Source organism: Pseudomonas sp. PDNC002 (assembly GCF_016919445.1).
GTDB lineage: Bacteria > Pseudomonadota > Gammaproteobacteria > Pseudomonadales > Pseudomonadaceae > Pseudomonas.
Window position 1 is genome coordinate 1,104,583 of record NZ_CP070356.1, and the last position, 17,116, is coordinate 1,121,698.

Sequence of the window (17,116 nt, forward strand, 5' to 3'; positions counted from 1 at the left end):
GATTTATTCCCAAACCTTCCACTGCCCACCTTCGTACTTAAGGCGATTACCTTGAGTATCAAAGTACTGCTGATATCGTGTTATGGTCCCTGGGCTAAAGTCAGGCGAAGGATTGATAACTCTAACCTCTACGCCATCGTTACGTATGAACTTATAATAAGAAGTATCGCCATGGACTCCTCCGCCAGGATGGTATTCAACTTCCTTTATTGCCGGATGTCCTTCAACTGTAAACACCTGAGCCTTTCCTGAACTGCCTGAGCGTGCAGGCTTTGGAGTAAGAGTCGCACCATCAAGAGTCAACGATTGTTTAATGTCATCAATCGACTTACCCCACATGCTCGAAGGCGACTCAACAATATTCCGGGGAATCCCTGCTTGTGCGGCCAGATCGTCCCTCAGTCCGGCACGCGCAGCCGCCGAAGTAGCCGGTACTTCCGCCGTCGCAATCCCTTTTGTAGCCGCCTGTGCCGCCGCTGACTCTGTCAGCTTAGCCTCAATCCTACCAATAAGAGCCCCGCCAAACTCCTTAACCAGCTTTCCAGTCGCTGTTGCAGCGCCCTTGGCTGCTCCTCCAGCTGGTATCAGGTAGTCCTCCGGCGTGCTGGTCAGGATGCCATCACCCACCGCCAGGCCCAGTGCCGTACGGATGTCGTTTTGCAGCTCCTCCTGGCCTTTGTAGCCGACTATTTCTCCGTTGTGGTTGGTGGCCTGGCCCTGCCCGTATTGGGCTACTGCTCGACTCAGGTTGGCCCATGCTGCGCTGGCCTGATTACCCTGATAGGGCTGGTTGAACAGGTTGCTGTCGGCAAATTGTTCCGCTGTGGCCTGGAAGGCGTACACCGGCTGACCGTGGGCGAGGATCGGTTCGCCATTGGCCCAGCGTAACGGCTCGCTGCCCATGCCCATCGTCGAGACGGTGTTAAGGGCAATCTCACTGATGTGGTCGAAGTTGGCTCTCAGACTGCTGTCCGGATTGAGGCCATTCAATTGTTTGAGCAGGCTGAGGTACTGCTCACTCTGAGCCTTGTCCACGGCAGTGCCGGCGCTCAGGGTTAGCATGTCTTCCCAGGTCAGGCTGCCGAGGTCGATCTTGCCGTACTGGGCCTCCAGTTCCTTCGCCTTCTCGCGGATCTGCCGCTGCTCTTCCGGGTGCAGTTGGCGGTTGTAGGCAGTCGCGTTCTTCGCAATCTCCGCACCCTTGCTTACGTCGCCATTCACCGCCATGGCGGCCAGAACGCCAACGATCTGCGACTCCATCAGCTCGAACTTCGGATCGCCCTTGGCCCATTTGCCAAGGACGTTGGCCATGGCCTCGTTCACACCCGCTGCCATGGCTCCGGTCTTGAAGTCGCTGCCGGAGGCCTCGGCAAGCAAGCCGCCCATCATGGCGTGAGCAACGACTTTCTGCGGGCTTCCATCCAGGTAAACTTTGCCGCCATAGTCACCCTGAGCCCAGTTGCCCACGCTATTGAAGCCCAGTGCCATGGCGAAGTCGGTGCCCTGGCCTGCCATGGAGTTGCCCAGGTTGTCCATGAAGCTGCCGCCAAAGGCCGCTTGTTGCATGACGGCTTGGGATAACGCCTGTGCGCTGTTGTATTGCGCAAAGGCAGCAAGACCTTTCTCGCCACCCCAGGTGCTGAGGTCGAAGCCTTTAGTGACTTGATAAGCGTTGTCGTTGGTGACCCCGTACTGTTCGTTCAACGCTGGGGATATGATGCGCTCGCCCACGTACGCCATCGCATAGCTTTTGAGCGCATCCGATGAGGTGGCGTGTTGCAGCCCTTTGCCGATGTCTCCGCCGTTGTTGATGGTGCCCACCGCCAGGTTGCTGGCCATGGCTCCGTAAACCGGTCCCATGAAGTACGCCGCGACGATGGAAATGATCAGCGTCGGCGCAGCCCCCAGGCTGTTGTTGCTGTACTTGTAACTGTCGTGGATTTCCTGCACCGCGCGCCAATCCACATCCCCTCGCGCTTCAGCTTCCTTGATCCACGCCAGACCCGGGTCGGCCTTGACCATCGCATCGATGGCTTGGCTGACGTCTTTCTTCTTGAGCTGCTTGTAGTCGATCTGCAGGCCTTCCACGGCCTGGATGGTCACGCCGCTCTGGGCGATCAGTTGGGTCTGGCGGATGTCTTCGCTGGTGTTGCCTTTGCCCTTGCTGCTGTTCCACGCCAGGCTGTTGCTGCTTTTGTTGTGGCTCTCCTGGTTGATGTCCTTGGCCGCTTCGAAGGTGATTTTGCCGCTGCTGATCAGGGCGATCTGCTCGCCGGATTTCAGTTCGGCGGCCTGGTAGTGCTGGTCGCCGCCGCTGATGGCGCTGATTGGCCCGCCGGCGGTGATTTCGCTACCTACGGCGGTGACGTGAGTGGATTCGTCGTGCTGGGTCTTTTTCTTACCCCAGCTGCCCTTTTTCTTCATGTCGTACAGCGAATAGTCGCTGTCGTTGGCGGCCAGCAGGTTGATCTGGTTGCCGGCCACCAGGTACGCCTCGTTGCCCGCGCCGATCTTGCTGGAGACCAGGGTGATGTTGTTGCCGGCGCTGACCAGTACGTCACCACCGGCATTGAGCTCGCTGGCCTGCTGCTGGATGTGGTCCTGCTGGCGGGTGGATTTCTTGCTGCCGCTGGGATCGCGCTTGTAGCTGTGTTGCTCGTTCTCCGCCGAGACCACGGTGACGTTTTGCCCGGCACTCAGGGTGATATCGCCACCGGCCTTCACCTGGCTGCCGATCAACGTCGCATCACGCCCGGCCTGCAATTCGAGGTTGCCGCCGACGGCCACCTGCGAACCATGCTGGGTGACGCTGGAGCTGCGGTTGTTACTGCCGCTCGCGCGCTCGTGGGTTTCCGCCAGCCCGGTGATAACCAGGTCGCGCCCGGCGCGCAGGCTCGCGTCGCCGCCGGCGCTCAGGGGGTTGGCGGTGTTGATGATGTCGCGACCGGCGTCCAGGGTGAGGCTGCCGCTGGCTTCGATGCGCGAAGCAGAGCCGATGCTATCGTCGCGGCGAGTCTCTTTTTTCGTCTGGGTTCGCGTCGAAGCAAAGTCGCGCTCGTTGACGATGTCGCCGGTGAGGGTGGTCAGGCTGACATCACCGCCTTTGATCAGGCCACCGCTGTGGTTGCGGATGCTGTCCTGGGCGAGGATGTCGAGGCGCTTGCCCGATTCGAGCTGGCCGCTGTTGTCGACTGTGTTGGCGACGATGGCGAGATTTTCACCTGCCCGAATTTCGGAGGTGTTGGTGAAGTCGCCACCTGTCACCAGGGTGACGTCACGGCTTACATTGATTGGGCTGTTGAACCGAAGATCGCCACCCGCGCTCAGGCTGAGGTCGCGCTCGGCGTTGAGCTGTGAGCCCGGTTCGCTGATGAGGCTGCCGTTCTGTGCTTCGAGGTAGACATCGCGTCCTTTGATGACGCCGCCATCGTGGTTGTGGATGCTATCCGTCACGCTGGCAGCCACGTGGCCGCCGGACTGAATCCAGCCGGTGTTGTCCAGATTTCGCGCCGTGACATCCAGATTGTCGGTAGCAACCAAGGCGCCCGCATTCTGCAGGGAGCCACCGGCGTAAAGGCTGATATCTCCTCCGTGAATTTCTGCCTTGTCGGCATTACGAATGTCGCCTTCGACACTCACGCCCAACCGGCCTTTGGCGTCGACCCAGCCGCTGTTGTCGAAGGTCCGAGCCAGGATGTCCGTGTCGCCATCGGATGTCAGCGCCCCTGAGTTGCTGACTTGTTGGGCGATGATGCTCAGGTCGCCGCGAGACTGCAGTTGGCCTGCATTGTTCAGGTCTCCACCGCCGGATACGGCAACGTCGCCACCGCGAATCCCAGACTGTTGCGCGTTGTGGATGCCTTCGTTTACGTCGATGTCGAGGCGCTTGCCGGCTTCGATCCAACCTTGGTTGTCCAGCGACCTGGCCGTAACGTCCAAGTTGTTCTGCGCTGACACGACGCCCGCACTGGCTATATCACCACCGGCGCGAAGGCTGATGTCATCGCCATGGATGGCCCCCGTGGCGGTGTTACGAATGTCGCCATCGACGCTGACATCGAGCTGGCCTTTGGCGTCGATCCAGCCGTTGTTGTCGAGGCTACTGGCGCGGGCGCTCAGGTCGCCGCTGGCAACCAGGGCTCCGGCATTTTGCAGGGCGCCACCGGCGTCGATACGGATATCCCCGCCGTGGATCTCACCCTTGGCGCTGTTGCGGATATCGCCATCGACGCTGACATCGAGCCGACCTTTGGCGTCGACCCATCCTTTGTTGTCGAGACTTTTGGCGAGGATGCCCATGTCGCCATCGGACGCCAGCGCCCCTGAGTTGCTGACTTGTTGAGCGATGATGCTCAGGTCGCCGCGAGAGTGCAGTTGGCCAGCGTTGTTCAGCTCTCCGCCGGCGGATACGGCAACGTCGCCACCGCGAATCCCGGCCTGTTGTGCGTTGTGGATGCCCTCGCTGACATTGATGTCCAGGCGCTTTCCGGCCTCAATCCAGCCCTGGTTGTCCAACGACCTGGACGTGATATCCAGGTTGTTCTGCGCTGAAACAACGCCGGCATTGACCATGTCGCCACCGGCATGGAGGCTGATGTCCCTGCCACGGATCGCTGCCGTAGCGGCGTTGTCGATGCCTCCGGCAACGGCGATGCCGACCTGGTTGCCAGCTGATATCCAGCCGCGGTTGTCCAGATTGCGGGCGCTGATGTTGAGGTTGTCGTTGGCCGCCAGGGTGCCGGCGTTGTACAGGCCACCACCGGCGATAAAGTTTGTGTCGCCGCCCTTGAGGGTTGCGCCGGCATGGTTGCGAATGCTGTCGGCCACGCGGGCATCAAGGCGCTTGCCTGCGTCGATCTGGCCTGCGTTTTCCAGGCTCTGGGCTCCCAGGCTGAGGTTGTTGCTGGCACGCAGGGTGCCGGTGTTGGCCAGTTGGCCACTGCTGATGAGGTTGACGTCGCGGCCCTGGATCAGCGAGCCGTCGGCCATCAGGTGGCCGTCGGCACTGGCCAGGTAGAGCACCGGCACCAGGACTCTTTCGCCGTTCACGACGTGCTCTTCCAGCCAGACGATGTCGTGGGTCAGCGCGGCAACCTGTTCGGCGGAGAGGGCGACGCCCAGGGTGAGTTGCAGCCGGGCCTTGTAGGCGACGGCGTTGTCCATCAGGTATTTGAAGACCGCGGCATCGCTATTGAGGCCGTTCAGGTAGCGCTGGCCAGTTTTTGCGATCAGTGCCTGGCTCAGTAGGTATTGCTCGTACAGGCCGTCGCCCAGGCGCTTCTGGGCACGGTCGGGATCGAAGCCGAGCAGGGCGAGCAGGTAGTCCGAGCTCATGGCACCGGATTGGCCACCCTGGCCGTTGCCACTCGGGTGGTTGTTGTTCTGGGAACCGCCCTGAGCGCTGCCCCCGGTGCTGGTGCCCTGGTCATGGCCAGTCGGGTAACCGTCCTGGTCGGGAATGCTGCCGCCGCCGGTGGTGCCGCCGCCATTGCCAGGCTGGTCGGGTATGACCGCGCTAAAGTCCGGGTCGGTGTAGATCAGGTACTTGTGGCTGGGCGTGGACCAGTTGCTGCCCGGCAGGCCGTTGACGCCGGCCGCGACGGGGACGAACCGGGCGATGTCGACGCCGTTGTAGTCGACACTCGGGACGCTCCCCGCATTGGCAATGCTGACCGCCAGCACGTCGGCGCCCGGGCGCTTGATGCTGCCGTCGGCGTTGAGGCCTTTTGGGGGCGCCACTTGTACTTTGCCGCCATCGACGGTCACACGGACGCCAAGATGGGCCAATGCGTCGCCAGCGACGCTGTCGGCGGCTTGCCAGTCGCTGCCTGGCTGCGTCGGTATTGCGGGCGCGGCGGTGTGGCTGGGCTGATAGGCGTCGGGCGCGCCGGGTGTACCGCCGCTACCTGGTTGCGGGTTGCTGGAGTCGGCGAGGTGGAACAGGCCGCCCTGGGGCAGGCTGAGGTTCGGCGCGACCCGTGTGGGCATGCCCGAACCGCTGAGGGTGATGGGCGAGACTTGGCTGCTGGCGCTGGTATCGTCCAGGCTGTCAGTGGGGTTGGCGTTCGCGCTGCCATCAAGGAGTTCGCCGTTGCCCAAACGCTCGCGGGCTTCGATGCTGACGACGCCGCCCGCGTGAATGATCGCGGGGGTACCTACCGAGCCCTGGTTGTGGAAGACGTCGGTGACGATGCGGACATCGCGCTGCGCAAAGATACTGCTGTCGAGGTTGGCGAAGTCGTTGCCGCTGAAGATGAAGTTGCCGCCGCTTTCGAGCATGGCGGCGCGCGCCTCGCCATCCTTGCGGTTGATCAGGTTGGCGACGTTGAGGTTCATGTCGCCGACGCTGGAGAGGCGACCGGAGCTGTTGTCCAGGTACTGAGTACGCCCACCGGCCTGGCCGCTCAGGCTGAGAGCGCCGAGGCTGTAAAGATCGCCACCGGCGTTGGACAGGTTGTCCACCTGCAGGGTCATGCCATTGCCGCTGAAGATCAGGCCCTGGTTGAACAGGGATTGGCCACTGAGTTGCAGGAAGCGGCCACTGCCCAGGGTGCCGCTGTTGGCGATCTGCTGGGTGTTCAAGGAGAGGTCAGTGGCCGAGGTGATGCGACCGGCATTGCTCAGGTCGCCGGTGTCGATCCGCATCGAGGCCCGGCTGCTGATGCGCCCCGTCGAGGACAGGGTGACGTTGGCGGCGCTCAGGTCAAGGTCGCCCAGGCTACTGAGCAGCCCACCGCCGCTGTAATCGCCACGAAGGTTGAGGCTGAGGTTGCCATCGGTGGCGATGACGCCGTCGTTGCTCCAGTTGTTGCCGCGTGCGACCAGGCTTTCGGCGGCCAGGAGTTTGCCGTTGGTGGTCTGGTGGAATTCACCGATGTCGAGGTTGAGGCGCCCGGCCCGGACGATGGCGTCGTTGGTCCAGCTATCGGCCTGCAAGGTCATCAGACCGTTGGTGCCGAACAGCCCGCCGCCCTGGAAGATGTTCTGGCTGCTCAGGCCGAACTCCCCCGTGCCGGCATGGAGGATGCGGCCGCCCTGGTTGAGCAGGCTGCCAATGTCCAGGCGAACGTCGTGGTTTGCGCTTTCGAGGGTGCCGCCATTACGGTTATCGAGCAGACCGACCTGGAGGTGGGTGGCACCATCTTCGCCAAGGTCGCGCAGATAGCCTCCCTGGTTGTTCAGGGAGGCGGCGACCACATCGAATTTTTCCGCCGCCTCGATCAGACCATTGTGGTTGTCCAGTGCGGCACTCAGGTTCACGTCGAGAACGCCAGCGCCGATTCGCCCGCCCGTGGCCAGGCTGTTACCGGCATTGACCAGGTTTGCGCCTTGCAGGTGCAGCGCCTGGTAGGCGTAAAGGCCGCCGCCAGTGTTGTCGACAACGGGAGCCGTCAGGGTGAGGTCGCCGATGACCGCCGAAAGCGTGCCCCGACTGTTGTCGAGACCGCCGGCAATGTTCAACAGCAGGTCATTGCCCTGGATGAGGCCACCGTCCCGATTGTCGACCGTCCCCGTGCTGCGCAGGTTCAGGCCGCCGGTGGCGCTGTCGAGCATGCCGCCGGCCTGGTTGTCGAGGTTGCGCAGGGCCAGGGTCAGGTCATCCTGGCTGGCAAGCAGGCCACCCTGGTTGGTCAAATCATGCAGCTGGAGGTTGATCGCCTTGCTGCCGGCGATCAGGCCACCGCTATTGTCCAGGTCGTTGAGTTCGAGGCTGATGTCCTGCTGGCTGGCAAGCGTTCCACCCCGATTGATCACGTCGTGCAGGTTGCTCAGTAGCAGCTCACCGCCAACGGAGATGGCGCCGCCGCTGTTGTTGAGGTCCTGCCCCTTGGCGTCGTATTCGAGATTGTCACCGGCGAGCAACATGCCTTGCTCTTGCAACAGGCGGTCGACATGGAGTTTCAGGTCGCCCTGGGCGTTGATTTCTCCGCCACGATTGTCCAGCTCGGCGGTGTGGACACGTATGAGATCGCCACTGGCAAGGCGACCGCCTTCACCATTGACGATGCTGTCCCGCGCCACGAGGTAAAGAGTGTTTTGGGCCAGCATCTCGCCATGGTTGGTGATGCCGATACTGTCAACGGACAGGTTCTCGCCACTCTGAATCAGGCCTTCGCTGCCGTTATCGAGGTATTCGACAGACAGGCGCATGTCGGTGTCGCCGATAAGCACGCCGTAAGCATTGCTGAACCAGTAGCTGTTCATGTCCACCCCGCCTGCGGCGGACATGTGCCCATGGTCGTTGTAGATGCTGGCGTTGGGCTGCTGGATGAGGAGACGGCCGCCACTGGCCATCACGCCGCCGTTGTTATAGATGCTCTGGGCCGCCAGGATCAGGTCCTGGCCGGCCAGCATCTCGCCATTCAGGTTGAGCAACTGCCGTGCGTTGAAGATCGACAGCGAGCCGTCCGTGCTGAGGCGGCCGCCGGAGTTGTCGAAATCACCACCGCGCATGTCGAGCGAGAGCGAGCCTCCATCAAGTACGCCGCCATCCTGCTGCAGGTCGATCACCGACAGCTTCAGCCAGCCCGCCGCGGTGACCCGGCCGCCGGCATTGAGCAGGCGCTCGAGGTCCAGCTCGACATCCTGCCCGCCTTTGACCACGCCGCCACGGTTATCCAGCTCGCCGCCACGGACCAGCAGGTAGCCCTGGGCGCTCAGTTCGCCGCCATCTCGGTTGTCCACCTGCCCGGCCTGCAGGCTAAGCCCGGCGTTGCCGGTAATCAGGCCGCCACGGTTGTCCAGGCTTTGCACTTGCAGGTTCACGGCGTCCTGGGCGCCGATCTCGCCCTGGCGGTTGTCCAGCGCGTCGGCTTCGACCGCCAACACGCCACCCGAGGAGATTCGGCCGGCCAGGTTGTTCAGCGCGGTAGCCTGCAGGCGGGTCTGCGTTCCGCCCGAAATCAGGCTGTTCAGGTTGTCGATGCGCTCGGCGGAAACCGCCAGTTTGCCCAGGCTGAGGATTTCGCCGCTGCTTTGCTCCAGCACGCTTGCGGTCAGGTCGAGATCGCCCTTGGCAGCGATGCGGCCGTGGCTGTTGTCGAGGTCGCCCGCGTCGAGAGCGAGATTGCCTTCGGCGATCAGTTGGCCGTCCTGATTATCCAGTGCTCGCGCCTGCAGCAGCAGATCGGCGCCGCTGGCGATAACGCCTTCGCGGTTGGCCAGCGTGTCGCTTTGCACGCTGGCACCCTGGCCCAGTATCAGACCTAGGGCGTTTTCCAGGTGCCGGGCGATGCGGACTTGCAGCTCGCCGCCGGCCTGGAGCTGGCCCGCTGTATTGTCGAGTTCACCGGCCTCCAGGCTCACAGCGGAAGCACTGGAGAGTTCGCCTTGCTGGTTGCTCAGTCGCTCGGCGCGAAGATCGAGCCCCTCTCGTGCGGACAAGCGCCCGCCATCGTTGAGCAGCAGGTCGGCCTGCGCTTGCAGACGACCCTCGGCGAGCAATTGACCCGACGTGTTGTCGAGGGCCTGGACGTTTGCCTGCAGGTTGCCGCGGCTGGAAACCTCGCCGTCACGATTGAGAAGTTGCTCAGCGGCCAGCAACAGGTTGCCATCGGCACGGATCAGCCCCTGACGGTTATCCAGTTGGCCGCCCTGCAGCGCGAGATGGCCTTGGCTGGAAATCACGCCCGCCCCATTGAGCAGATCGGCGACGAACACCGACAGCGCGCTTTGGCCAAGCACCCGGCCATCCTGGTTGTTCAGCTGGCCTGCCTTGACGGTCAACTGGTTGGCGTTGAGTTGGCCGGCGCGGTTATCCAGCGTCCTGGCATCGATGTTCGCCTCACCGCTGGCGCCGAGGATGCCCTGGCGGTTGTCGAGCGTATCGAACGACGCGATCAGTTGCTCACCCGAGGCGATGCCCCCGCGGTTATCCAGGTGCTGGATACCGAGATTGGCCAGCGCCTGGCTGCTGATTCGGCCTTGTTGGTTGTCAAGACTGCCGGCGACCACTGAGAGGTCGCCCACCGCGGCGATCTCGCCACCGTTCTGGTTGAGGATGTCGGTTGCCTGCAGTTGCAGGCTGCCTTCGCTGAGCAACCTTCCGCCACCGCTTTGGTCCAACTGCCCGCTGAGCGTGGCATGCAGCTCACCCTGTGCAGCGATGACGCCGTGGCGGTTGTCGACTTGTCGTGCATCGAGTTGCAGCTCGCCCGCCGAGGCGAAGTAACCTTCGTCGTTCAGCAGCGTGTCGCTGGCAACATCGAGCCACTGCGACGCCTGGATTTCACCAGCGCGGTTGTCGAGTTGCTCGACGCTCAAGGCTACGCTGCCCGCGCCCAGTATCCGGCCGCCGCCATTGTCCAGCGTGCCGCCCTGCACCACGAGAGACTGACTGGCGCTGATCAGACCTGTGCGGTTGAGCAACGTCTCGACGAACAGCGCCAGGCTGCGTTCGCTGGTGATGCTGCCCGCCTGGTTGTCCAGGACACTCGCCCTAAGGCTGAGATCGCCTTGCCCTTCGACGCGGCCCTGGCGATTGTCCAGCCGATGAAGGTCCAGCGCTGCTGTGGAGCCGGCGTAGATTCTGCCGGTGCGATTATCGACGGTATCGGCAGTGACACTCAGGTTCCGACCGGCAAGCAGTTCGCCCTGTTCGGTGTTGTCGATGTTCTGCGCGTTGAGGATGAGGTCGTCTTCGCTGCCCAGCCGACCGCCCCGGTTATCGACCGAGGTGTAGTCCAGGCGCATTTCCCCGCTGCCGACCAGGTTGCCGCCCTGGTTGTCGAGATGATCACCCGACAGGCTCAGGCCACCGCCGATCTGCAATTGGCCGCCGGTATTGTTCAGGCTCTGGGCTTGCAGGGTCAGGGCACCTGCGGCACCGATCTGGCCATTGCCCGTGTTGTCCACTGACGCCGCCACCAGCAGCAGTTCCGCACCGCTGGAGACGCGTCCCCCCCTGGTTCATCAGCTGTTCGCTCAGGCACAGGCTCATGCCATCGTGGCTGACCACCAGGCCGCCGTTGCGGTTATCGAGCAGGCTGCCGAGCAGGTCGAGACGGCCACCACTGGAGAGGATGCCGGCCTGATTGAGGACGCGGTTGGCGCGCAAGGTGAAATCGGCCGCGCTATTGATGCGCCCGCCATTCTGGTTGTCCAGCAGGTCCGCGCGCAGCTCGAGATTGCCCTGGCTGGCCAGCTCACCGCCTTGGGCGTTGGTGATGAAACGGCCTTGCAAGTCCAGCGACTGGTGGCCGGCAATCAGGCTGTCCTGGCTGTTCTCCAGGGCACTGACCGACAGGTCGGCACGACCGCCAGCGATGAGCGAGCCCTGGTGCTGTTGCAACTCCAGCAACGAACTGCGGAGGTTGCCCTGGGTGGCGATGTCGCCGTCGTGATTGAGCACGCTGGTGCCATCGAGCTGCAGATCACCCTGGCTACGCATGACGCCGCCGCGGGTGTCCAGCTGGAAACCATGCCACTGCAACTGGCCGAGGCTCAGCAGATACCCGCCGAAGTTCTCCACACGAGCGGCTTCGAGCAACTGGTCGCCGACGCTTTGTACCCAGCCGCCGTTGTTGTTCAGTTCGCGCAGGGCCAGGGTCAGTTCGCCTTGGCTGGCGATGTGCCCACCTTCGCGGTTGTTCAATACCTGGGCATCCAGGCTCAAGGCCCCCTCGGCGGCCAGTTGCCCGCCCTGGTTGAGGATGTCCCCGGCGCTGTGCAACGCGAGTTGCGCGCCGGCCGTCACCACCCCCTGACGGTTGTCTAGGCTACCCAGCATCAGCTCGGCGCCCTGGCCAGCGAAGAATTCGCCTCCTTGGTTGAGCCATTGTCCGGCCTGCAGACCGACCCGCCCCAGCGCCAGCAACTGGCCCTGGCTGTTATCCAACGTCCGCTCCAGTTGCAGGCCCAGGGCGTTACGACTCTGGACTAGGCCGCGCTCGCGGTTGTCCAGAGTCTGCGCGGTAATCTGCACGGAGCGCTCGCCCAGCAACGATCCCTGACGGTTGTCCACGTGGTCGGCGCGAACTTGCAGTTCTGCTGCCGAAACGACCCCGCCACGGTTGTCCGCCGTTGCCCGCACGGCAATCTCGGCTTTGCGTCCAGCCACCAGAGCGCCGCTGTTGCGCAGCGTGTCGGCATGCACTGTGAGGTCGCCCTGCCCGTTACGGCTGCCGTCGAGGCTCACGCCGCTTTCCACGGTGCCCTGGTTGCTGACCTCTGCCGCCTGGAGGGTGATGCTGGTTCCCGCAGCCAGGCTCTGGGCATTGCGCAACTGCCCCTGGGTGCTCAGTTCGGCGCTGCCGGCAGCATAGGCCGCCCCCTCCAGCGCAACGTCCGCCGCCTTGACCTGCAGGTTTCCAGCCGTGGCCGTCTGCGCCAGGCTCAGCCGGCCTTTGGCATCGATCTGGATGTCACCGGCGCTGGCCGCCATGTTGCCGGCCAGTTTCACGCCCACGCCCTGTTCGGTTCCGACCAGGCGAATCGCCCCGGCGTACATACCGCCCAGCGCGGAGCTGTCGATGGCCAATTGCGGCTTGGCGCTGCCGTCGTCGGCCTTGGCGGTCGCCGCGAGGGTGTCGGCATCCACCTGGTTGCGGCCGGCCACCACGGTGAGTTTCCTGGCGTAAAGCTCGGCATTGAGTTTCGCGCTGCGGGTGATCAGCTCGAACTGGTCGATGTTGCTGGCGTTGAGCCCGGCGCCCTGGATGGCGATCTCACCGCCGTCGACGTCGTAGCCGCGCAACTGCCCGGCATCGACCACGGGCTTGCCAGTGGTCAGCGTTGCCCGCGGGGTGTTGATGAAGCCGCAACCATCGCACGTGATGCCGTGGGGGTTAGCCACGATGACATGGGCCGCCTGCCCGGCGACTTCCGTGTAGCCGCGCAGCTGTGACGGGTTCGTCCCGGTGACTTCGTTGAGGATCTTGCTGGCTGCCCCGCCATGGAGGTTGGGGTTGCCCTGGATGGTGCCACCGAGCTGGGTGGCCTGCTGGCCGGCGGCGTTATTGAGGATCAGGCCCTGTTGCCCGACGTTGTAATCCGTGAACTTGTTGTGTGAGAGACCCGTGCCGTTGGGCGTGGCGATGTTCACCACGGGGACGCCGTTGCCCGCCGCACCGAGGTGCGTATTGCTTCCCGCCGCCGCATCCACCGCCAGTTCGGCTGCCGCCGCGACGATGGGATTGAGGATCAGGATACCGGTCAGAATGCTGGCGATGGCCTGGTACAACGGTTGGCGTACGTCCATGTGGGAGCCTCACTGGCAGAAGAGCGAAGGGGTTCAGAAGAAGAGGTCGGCGCGGAAATAGATCGGATGCTCGCCGTGGTCGACGATGTCCGGCCGCTCCAGTGAGTGGGCAAAGGTCACCGAGACGGCGGCGTACTCGCCGCGCGCGTTCAGCTCCACGCCCTGCCCGCTCATGCGCCCGCTCAGTTGCGGGTTGTAGCGGCGATGCTCGATAGCGCCGAAGTCGTAGGCGTAGGCCATGCCGTATTCCTGGACCCACGGCAGCAGTGGTTCCCAGGTCACCGCGCGGCGCCAGCGCAGCTGGTTGCGCCAGTAGTAGCCGGAGTCGCCGGAGAGGCTCTGGTCCTTGAAGCCGCGAACCGAGCTGAGCCCGCCAAGGCTGATGCGCTGGGGGCTGTAGAGAACGTCGTCACTGTGCTGGACGGTGACCAGGCTCTCGAAACTCAAGGCCTCGTCCCACAACTGGAACGGCTGCAGGTAGCTCAGGGTGAGGCTGTATTTGCTGTACCGGGCGGTGGGGCTGCCAGACGGCGCGTCGTGTTCATCGCTTTGCGCGCCGAAGGCACCGATACCGCGCTGCCAACCGCCATCCAGGTTGACGAAGGCGCTGCCGATGCGCCGGCCATGGTTGAGGCCGAGGCTGAATTCGCTGAGGTGGGTGCTGGAGACGTCGAGCAGGGTGTCGTCGATGTAGTTACGCGTGCGCTGGTGGCTGAGGCCGACGTTGATGGCGGTCTTGCTCACGTCGTCGCGGTGCAGCACGCGCTCGGCGCCCAACTGGTGGGTCTCGTTGTCGCCGTCGTACTTGAAGGCGAAGCCGGCGTCTTCGTTGCGGGTGCGGTAGTAGTTGCGGCTGTAGCTGTAGTTGAAGGTCCACCAGCCGTAGGGAAGGCTGTACCACAGGCTCTGGTTGTCGGAGTGCTTCCAGTGGTCGCTGACCACGTCCTCGCCCATGCGCAGGCCAAACTGGTCGGCCAGGCCCAGCGGGCTGTCCCAGTCCAGGCCGATACCGGCCTGCTGTTCGCCGGAGCTGGCGTCACCGTTGTTGTCGCGGCTGGCGGAGACGCGCCAGGGCTTTTCGCGCTCGCCCTTGAGCTGCACGCGGCTGCCGCCTACTTCCTGGCCGGGCACCAGCTCTATCTGCACCTGGCGCGAGGGCAGGCGATTGACCTGGTCGACCAGTTGCTCCAGGTCCCGCAGGTTCAGGAGCTCACCGGGACTTCCGGCATAGGTCATGCTCAGTTCGCGCGGCGAAACCAGTTCCGTCTGGTCGAACCCCTCGAAGCGGCCTTCCACCACGATGATCTTCAGTTCGCCGCCGGAGAGATCCTGCTGGGGCAGGTAGGCCCGGCTGGTGACGAAGCCGCGTGACAGGTAATGGTCGGTGATCGCCTTGAGCAGCTCGTTTATCTGGCTGACGCCCAGGCACTTCCCGCGATAGGGCGAAATCAGCTTCTCGCGGGTGGCCGCATCGAGATGATCGGCGCCTTCCAGCGCAATGCTGCGGATGGTGAAGCAGCGGGTATCGGGGGCCGTTGTCGCGGGAGCTTCGGCAGGCGCCTTGCCGGGGAGCTGCTGGAGTTCGTCCAGGCGCTGCTGCTGTTCGCGCAGGAGTTGCTCCTGGCGTTGGCGCTGAAGATCGTTGTCACCCGGCGAAGGAAATGGCGCGGCAACGGCCACGCCAACCGAAAGGAAAGCCAAGGCGGGCATCCAGCCGCGAAGAAGGAAAAGCATCCGTACAAACCCTCGTTTTCCAGCCGTCGACCAGCCGGATTTTTTGGAGGGCGGATTTCAGCACGTGCCTTCGCGAGGAATATGTAGGACAGCCGTCGCAGAGCCTGTAAGACGGTTTTGTTTAAGTCCGGGAAGTTCCAGGGAACGGAAGACGTCGGCTTACAGATATCGCGACGTCGAGCCGCTCCTTATCCAGCTGAGTGCTCCTCAGTCAGACCTTGGGCACCAGTGCCGGCAGCAGTTGCCGGGAGATCGCCTCGCGCACGGCGGGCAGCAGGGTGGCGTTGCCGGCGAGCATTTCCTCCACCAGGCGGCGCAGCGCCAGCGAGCGTTCCGGAGTCAGGCCGCGCACGGCGTATTCGCAGGCCTGTTCCGCGGTGACGTCCGGCGGCACGGCGAAGCCCAGCGCTTGCAGGCGTTCGCGGAAATCGTCCTGGTCGATCAGGTCGGCGTGCATCATCGCGGGTCTCCTTGGGAGCGGCATGGGTCTGCATCGATTCTGGTAAGCCCGGCGGGACGCGGCAAGCACTCTCCCGACGGAATGTCCGCGGCGGGCACGCGCAGGTCGTTTTCGGCTAACCGAGGCGGCGCGGTGGCGCGCAGACTGGTCTCCATACCCCGCAGCCGGCACCGGCGGGCGGGGCCTCGCACATTGAGAGCCCGATCCGGCTCAATTTGTCCCCTGCCGCGCGTCGGGCGCCGCAGGGGATTTTTTTTCCCTCAGCACAGCCAGCGGCGCAGGGTCTCCAGCAGCACTCCGCGCAGTTCCGCCACTTCCGGAATGTCGCGGCCGCGCAAGCAGCCGTGGACCAGGCCGGCACCCGCGAAATAGTCCACCGCCACGCCCGCTTCTCGCAGGCGGTCGCGGTACAACGCGCCATCGTCGCGCAGCGGATCGAATTCGGCGACCGCGATGAAGGCTCGCGGCAGGCCTCGCAGGTGGTCGGCCCGCAGAGGCAGCGCCAGCGGATCGCGACGATCGCCGGCATGGGGCAGATAGGCTGACAGGCACGCCTCCAGGTCGGCCCGCGACAACAGCGGAGCATCTGCGCACAACGCGCGCGCGGAGGTATCGGCGTCCCCGAGTACGGGGTAGATCAGCACTTGTCCACAGGGCAGCGGCTCGCCCGCATCGCGCAGGGACAGGCACAGCGCGGCAGCGAGGTTGCCGCCAGCGCTGTCGCCGATCACCAGCAGCCGCGCACGATCCACCGGCTCCCCCAGGGTGTTGTCGTACAGGCGCCGCCAGACGGCGAGGCAGTCGTGCAGCGCCGCCGGGTAGGGATGCTCCGGCGCCAGCCGATAGTCCACCGCGACGACCAATGCACCCAGTTCAGCGGCCAGTTCGGCGCAGATGAAGTCGTGGGAATCCAGGCCACCGAGTATCCAGCCACCGCCATGCAGGTAGAGCAGCGTTGGCCAGCCGGCATCCGGCGGGCTGCCCACCGGGCGGTACAGGCGCACCGAGGGCAGGCGGTCCAGGCAGAGTTCGCTGATGCGCAATCCAGGCGGGCGCGACGGGGTGAAGGCGAGCGCCATGCGTTGGTAGGCGGCGCGTTGGGCTGCGGGTGAAGGGTCGGGTTCGGTGAAGGCCTGCGTCCGTGCCACGAAGGCCTGCATGGCGTCGGACATTGGATAACGCCGCGCCACCGGCGATCAGCCCGGCAGGCCGATGACGCGGCCGACGTAGTCCGGACGGGGCAGCGGTCGATGCGCCTCCGCCAGCGCCAGCACACGCTCCAGCACCACGCCTTCGAAGGGCGCGGAGCGCGCGCCACCTTCGAGGTTCACGTGCAGCAGCATCTGTTCGCTGGCGGCCAGGGCGAGGTCTTCACCCGCGCGGTGCAGGCTGTGGAAAACGTGCAGGCGCTTGCGGTCGTGGGCGATCAGCTGGGTGCGCACTTCGACCTTCTCGCCCTCCTTCACCTCGTGCAGGTAGTTGAGGTGCACTTCGAGGGTGAACAGGGAATCGTTGGTGGCGGCGCGATGTTCCGCGTCGAGGCCCAGGTGGTCCATCAGGGCGTCGGTGGCGTAGCTGAACAGCAGCAGGTAGAAGGCGTCGCGCAGGTGGCCGTTGTAGTCGGTCCACTCGGTGAGGATGGGGGTTTCCCAGGTTTTCAGGGCGTGCATTTTTCTATTTCCCAGAGAGCCCCTCTCCCCAGCCCTCTCCCTGAAGGGAGAGGG

6 protein-coding genes are annotated in these 17,116 nt (G+C 64.2%); all 6 read right to left on the bottom strand.

The window, feature by feature from the left end; all coding sequences use genetic code 11:
- Nucleotides 1–3: 3 nt before the first annotated feature.
- The gene (locus JVX91_RS28970) at nt 4–10,854 is read right to left on the bottom strand and encodes a DUF637 domain-containing protein (RefSeq protein ID WP_240201755.1); all 10,851 of its coding nucleotides are present in this window, start codon (nt 10,852–10,854) and stop codon (nt 4–6) included.
- Nucleotides 10,736–13,198, bottom strand: coding sequence for a filamentous hemagglutinin N-terminal domain-containing protein (locus JVX91_RS05125; RefSeq protein WP_205338295.1), 2,463 nt, complete (start codon nt 13,196–13,198; stop codon nt 10,736–10,738). The genes JVX91_RS28970 and JVX91_RS05125 overlap by 119 nt, the downstream gene beginning before the upstream one ends.
- 33 nt (nt 13,199–13,231) lie before the next feature.
- On the bottom strand, nt 13,232–14,908 hold the full coding sequence (locus tag JVX91_RS05130) for a ShlB/FhaC/HecB family hemolysin secretion/activation protein (protein ID WP_240201756.1): 1,677 nt from the start codon (nt 14,906–14,908) through the stop codon (nt 13,232–13,234).
- 235 nt (nt 14,909–15,143) lie between these two features.
- On the bottom strand, nt 15,144–15,392 hold the full coding sequence (locus JVX91_RS05135; RefSeq protein WP_205338297.1) for a hypothetical protein: 249 nt from the start codon (nt 15,390–15,392) through the stop codon (nt 15,144–15,146).
- A 260-nt stretch (nt 15,393–15,652) separates the two neighbouring features.
- Nucleotides 15,653–16,582, bottom strand: coding sequence for an alpha/beta hydrolase (locus JVX91_RS05140; protein ID WP_205338298.1), 930 nt, complete (start codon nt 16,580–16,582; stop codon nt 15,653–15,655).
- 6 nt (nt 16,583–16,588) lie between these two features.
- Nucleotides 16,589–17,062, bottom strand: a complete 474-nt coding sequence (locus tag JVX91_RS05145; protein ID WP_205338299.1) for a thioesterase family protein — start codon at nt 17,060–17,062, stop codon at nt 16,589–16,591.
- Nucleotides 17,063–17,116 lie beyond the last annotated feature (54 nt).